Source organism: Methylophaga sp. UBA1464 (assembly GCF_002325665.1).
Taxonomy (GTDB): Bacteria; Pseudomonadota; Gammaproteobacteria; order Nitrosococcales; family Methylophagaceae; genus Methylophaga.
This window is the reverse complement of the sequence record NZ_DCSO01000056.1, coordinates 1-3,895: the sequence shown is the minus strand read 5'-3', so window position 1 is coordinate 3,895 and position 3,895 is coordinate 1. Positions and strand designations below refer to the sequence as shown.

The 3,895-nt window shown below is 44.9% G+C and carries 4 protein-coding genes; all 4 read right to left on the bottom strand.

The features are described 5' to 3' along the window. A partial coding sequence (nadA, locus tag B3O33_RS06920; protein WP_292363269.1) for a quinolinate synthase NadA occupies positions 1-756 on the bottom strand: 756 nt, incomplete at its 3' end. A 40-nt stretch (positions 757-796) separates the two neighbouring features. Beyond that, positions 797-2,581: an aspartate--tRNA ligase gene (gene aspS / locus B3O33_RS06915; RefSeq protein ID WP_292360478.1), complete on the bottom strand. Its 1,785-nt coding sequence runs from the start codon at positions 2,579-2,581 to the stop codon at positions 797-799. A 71-nt stretch (positions 2,582-2,652) separates the two neighbouring features. Next, entirely contained in the window at positions 2,653-3,285 is a 633-nt protein-coding gene (locus tag B3O33_RS06910) for a DUF502 domain-containing protein (RefSeq protein WP_292360480.1), read from the bottom strand. 7 nt (positions 3,286-3,292) lie between these two features. Next, positions 3,293-3,559, bottom strand: a complete 267-nt coding sequence (locus B3O33_RS06905) for an FmdB family zinc ribbon protein (protein ID WP_292360481.1) — start codon at positions 3,557-3,559, stop codon at positions 3,293-3,295. Positions 3,560-3,895 lie beyond the last annotated feature (336 nt).

Below are 3,895 nucleotides of genomic sequence, written 5' to 3'. Positions count from 1 at the left end.
AACTTTGGTTTCCGGATATTTTTCCAGAAAATTATCAATTTGTTGCGGCTGGAACATCTGGTGTACTGAGCAGAAGCCTTTCCACAATATGATCTTGGCTTTTTTCAATGCTTCCGGCGTCAAACCACCCAGTGGCTTATCAAAATCCCACACCACCATCTCTTCAAGTGGAATGCCCATTTTATAACCGGTATTACGCCCTAAATGCTGATCAGGAAAAAACAGTACTTTTTCACGCTGGGCGAATGCCCAGTCCAAAACATGTGGGGCATTGGTAGAAGTGCAAACTATGCCACCATGTTTTCCGCAAAAGGATTTCAGGTCTGCTGCCGAGTTAATGTAAGTGATCGGCGTGATCATTTCGTCCGGATCCAGCACTTCACTCATTTCCTGCCAGGCCCGATCAACATTAACCCGATTCGCCATATCCGCCATTGAGCAACCGGCCGCCATATCCGGCAAAATCGCAATTTGATCGGGACGGGAAAGAATGTCCGCTACTTCCGCCATAAAATGCACACCACAGAAAACAATGTACTGAGCATCTGACTCAGCGGCATTACGGGATAATTTCAGTGAGTCACCCGAATAATCTGCGTGTTTGAAGACTTCATTGCGTTGGTAATGGTGACCTAAAATCACAAGGTCATCACCCAACTTTTGTTTAGCCTCAGCGATACGTTGATCGCAGGCCTCATCATCTATTGAGAAATAGTGTTCAAACGGGATTGCCGTTGCTGCTAGTTTTGTAGCCACTTCGCTTTCCTCTTAAAATCAAGTTGATCTGAGTGATAACTCAGGAGTCAACTGTCGGCACTTTACGTAAACGAATATTCAACTCTTTCAGTTGCTCATCGCTTACAGCACTTGGTGCATTGGTCAACAGACAGGCTGCTGATTGCGTTTTAGGGAAGGCCATTACATCACGAATCGAGGCAGAACCGGTCATCAACATCGCCAGACGATCCAAGCCAAAGGCCAAACCACCATGTGGTGGGCAACCGTATTTTAATGCCTGCAGTAAAAAGCCAAATTTCTCTTCTGCTTCTTCCGCCGGTATCCCCAGCATTTCAAATACTTTTTGCTGAACATCAGTTTTATGAATACGAATTGAACCACCGCCCAACTCTGTACCATTTAACACCATGTCATAAGCACGAGACAGACACTTGCCCGGATCGTTGCTTAATAAATCAATATCTGATTCACGCGGCGCAGTAAACGGATGATGCAAGGCATACCAGCGCTGGGTTTTCTCATCCCATTCAAACATCGGGAACTCAACCACCCATAATGGGCGCCAGCCATGTTCAACCATATTCAGGTCATGCCCGATTTTGACACGCAATGCACCTAAAGATTCATTCACAATGGAAGCTTTATCAGCACCAAAAAACACTAAATCTCCTGATTCAGCACCGGTTCTTTGCAGAATCGCCTCTACCACGTCATCCGGCAGGAATTTCAGAATCGGTGACTGCAAGCCTTCACGTCCCACATCAATATCATTGACCTTGATGTAAGCCAGACCTTTGGCTCCGTAAATACTGACAAACTTGGTGTAATCATCAATTTCTTTACGGCTAAGTGAATTACCACCGGGAACGCGTAATGCAGCAACTCGCCCATTGTCATCATTAGCCGGTGCCGAGAACACTTTGAAATCAACCGCTTGCATCAGATCACTGACTTCAACCAGTTCCAAATCAATTCGCAGGTCCGGTTTATCACTGCCATAACGATCCATGGCTTCCGCATAAGTCATCCGCGGGAAAGGGTTTGGAAGAGGTTGTTCCAGGACATTGGCAAACAGGTCACGGATCATGTCTTCCATTAACTGCATTAAGTCCTCTTCTTCAACAAAAGAGGTTTCAATATCCAACTGAGTAAATTCGGGCTGACGGTCAGCGCGCAAATCTTCATCACGGAAACAACGCACGACTTGATAATAACGATCCATGCCAGCGACCATCAGTAGTTGTTTAAATAACTGTGGAGATTGTGGCAATGCAAAAAAGTCACCCGGATGCGTACGGCTAGGTACCAGATAATCACGTGCACCTTCGGGCGTGGCTTTGGTCAGGATCGGTGTTTCTATATCCATAAAGCCATGATTATCCAGATACTGACGCAACTGACGGATAATCTGCGAACGGAAACGCAGCTTTTGCAGCATTTCGGGGCGACGTAAATCAATATAACGATGACGCAGGCGAATGTCTTCATTGACTTCGGCCTGTTCTGTCAACGGGAAAGGTGGCGTTTCAGAACTATTCAGAATAGTGACCCGCTTGGCGATAATTTCGATTTTGCCACTTTTCAGATCAGTGTTTTCACTGCCAGCAGGACGCGGATTTACGACACCTTCAATCTGCAATACATATTCACTGCGGACTTTCTCTGCAACGGCAAAGCTTTCGGCATCTTCCGGATTACAGACGATTTGCACCAGACCTTCGCGATCCCGTAAATCAATAAAGATCACACCGCCGTGATCCCGGCGACGATGCATCCAACCTGCAACCGTTACCGTTTGTTCAATCAAAGTTTCGTTTACATCGCCGCAGTAATGGCTACGCATAATTATTCCAACATTCCAAAAATACTGTTTAACACTACACCTTTCATATAGACGAAAGATGTCCGAAATTTTTATTCTACGCTGTGCTGTTGCTGAACTTTTTTTCGATATGCCTCTGAATTTGGCACCACAACGCCCATCGAAATAATCATTTTCAGACCTTCTTCGACAGACATATCCAATTCAATCACATCTGATTCCGGCACCATCAACACAAACCCGGAGGTCGGATTTGGCGTGGTCGGAATAAAAACGCTGATAACATTGGCAATCGTCTTATCCTGCACTTCACCTAAATCATTTGAAGTCATAAATGCCAGACTCCAGACACCTTTACGCGGGTATTCAACCAGCAATACTTTGCGAAACGATTTGGCGTCTGTCGCCAACACCGCTTCCATAATTTGTTTAATCGCAGAATAAATTGTTCTGACCAGCGGGATCCTCGCTAGTTGGGACTCCCAGAAAACGACTAATCTGCGACCTAATAAATTGGCCATTATCATGCCGGTGACTAATACCATGACCACCGCCAGAACGACTCCCAATCCGGGAATATTAAAGCCCAGCAGCCTATCTGGCTGAAAAGCATCCGGCAAGAGTAATAAACTCTTATCTAAAAAACCAACAATGGCCCGGACTACCAGAAAGGTAATGCCGAGCGGCATCCAGACCAGCAGGCCTGCTATTAGGTATTTTCGCATTTAAAACTTAATGACTGCATCCAGTTCCGCAGGTATGACCCGCAGAAGAGGCACTCTCTGAAGAACCACTTTCAGCAAGGTTACGTTTAGTACCCGATTTAAAATCGGTTTCATACCAGCCCTGCCCTTTGAGACGGAAACCCGCCGCTGAAATAAGTTTTTTCAGGCTGGGTTGATTACAGGCCGGACAATCCACCAGCGCATCATCACTGATCTTTTGCAATGCTTCAAAATTATGATTACAGGCATCACAGCGATATTCATAAAACGGCATGAGGTTTTACTCCCTAAATAATGAATCAAAAAAAAACGCTGCTTATAGATGCGGCAATATAAATTAGTTTCAAGCTTTCAAAGCGCTTGATTATACCGAAAAATTACTCTTTCAGTCTCTGGCATTTTCACAGAGAATTCTGAAAGCACTTAAACTTATATGATGCATCTTATTTTATAACCTCTAAGCGCTTACCGGCACCCAATATGTTTTCATAATATCGGTTTCAGATCTTCGTACCCGACGCTGATAATGTTGAGGTTAAAAACACAGGAAAACCATCCATTAATCTCCATTCTTATCTAGGGTCTGTTGATCTTTCAGAGCCACCACTGC

Excerpts from the sequence above, each read along its gene's own strand:
- aspS (WP_292360478.1), bottom strand. The coding sequence starts at position 2,581 with ATGCGTAGCCATTACTGCGGCGATGTAAACGAAACTTTGATTGAACAA.
- B3O33_RS06910 (WP_292360480.1), bottom strand. The coding sequence starts at position 3,285 with ATGCGAAAATACCTAATAGCAGGCCTGCTGGTCTGGATGCCGCTCGGC.
- B3O33_RS06905 (WP_292360481.1), bottom strand. The coding sequence starts at position 3,559 with ATGCCGTTTTATGAATATCGCTGTGATGCCTGTAATCATAATTTTGAA.